At 56.1% G+C, this 647-nt stretch carries 1 protein-coding gene; it reads left to right on the forward strand.

The window, feature by feature from the left end; translation table 11 throughout:
• Positions 1–18 precede the first annotated feature (18 nt).
• Positions 19–647, forward strand: a 629-nt coding sequence (locus JK635_RS28245; protein ID WP_202653498.1) for an LON peptidase substrate-binding domain-containing protein, incomplete at its 3' end; no start/stop codon positions are given.

The following is a 647-nucleotide window of genomic DNA, read 5'->3' on the forward strand; positions in this document are numbered from 1 at the left end:
TTTTTGATAAGGCCCGCCATGACGACTACTTCTACTGTTACCGCACCTACCCAACTGCCGCTGCTGCCATTGCGCGACGTCGTCGTTTTTCCGCATATGGTGATACCGCTGTTTGTAGGCCGTCCAAAATCAATCAAGGCTCTCGAAGCCGCCATGGAGCAAGGCAAGAGCATCATGCTGGCTGCCCAAAAAGCAGCCGCCAAGGATGAACCCTCTGCCGAGGATATCTACGAAATCGGTTGCATTGCCAACATTCTTCAGATGCTGAAGCTGCCTGACGGCACTGTCAAGGTGCTGGTTGAGGGCGCGCAGCGTGCACGCATTCACAAGATTACCGAACTCGACAGTCACTTCACCGCCGAACTGACTCCTGTTGAATCCGAGCCGGGCGACGAAGCCGAAGTGGAAGCGATGCGCCGCGCGATCGTTCAGCAGTTCGACCAGTATGTCAAGCTCAACAAGAAGATCCCGCCCGAGATTCTGACTTCCCTGGCTGGCATCGACGACGCTGGCCGCCTGGCCGACACAATTGCCGCGCATCTGCCGCTTAAGCTGGAGCAGAAGCAGGTCATCCTGGAAATCTTCGACGTGGCAAAGCGCCATGAGCATCTGCTTGGCCAACTCGAAGGCGAACTCGATATTCTCCA

The sequence above is a fragment of the Neobacillus paridis genome (assembly GCF_016765675.1).
GTDB classification, from domain to species: Bacteria; Bacillota; Bacilli; order Bacillales; family Cytobacillaceae; genus Neobacillus; species Neobacillus paridis.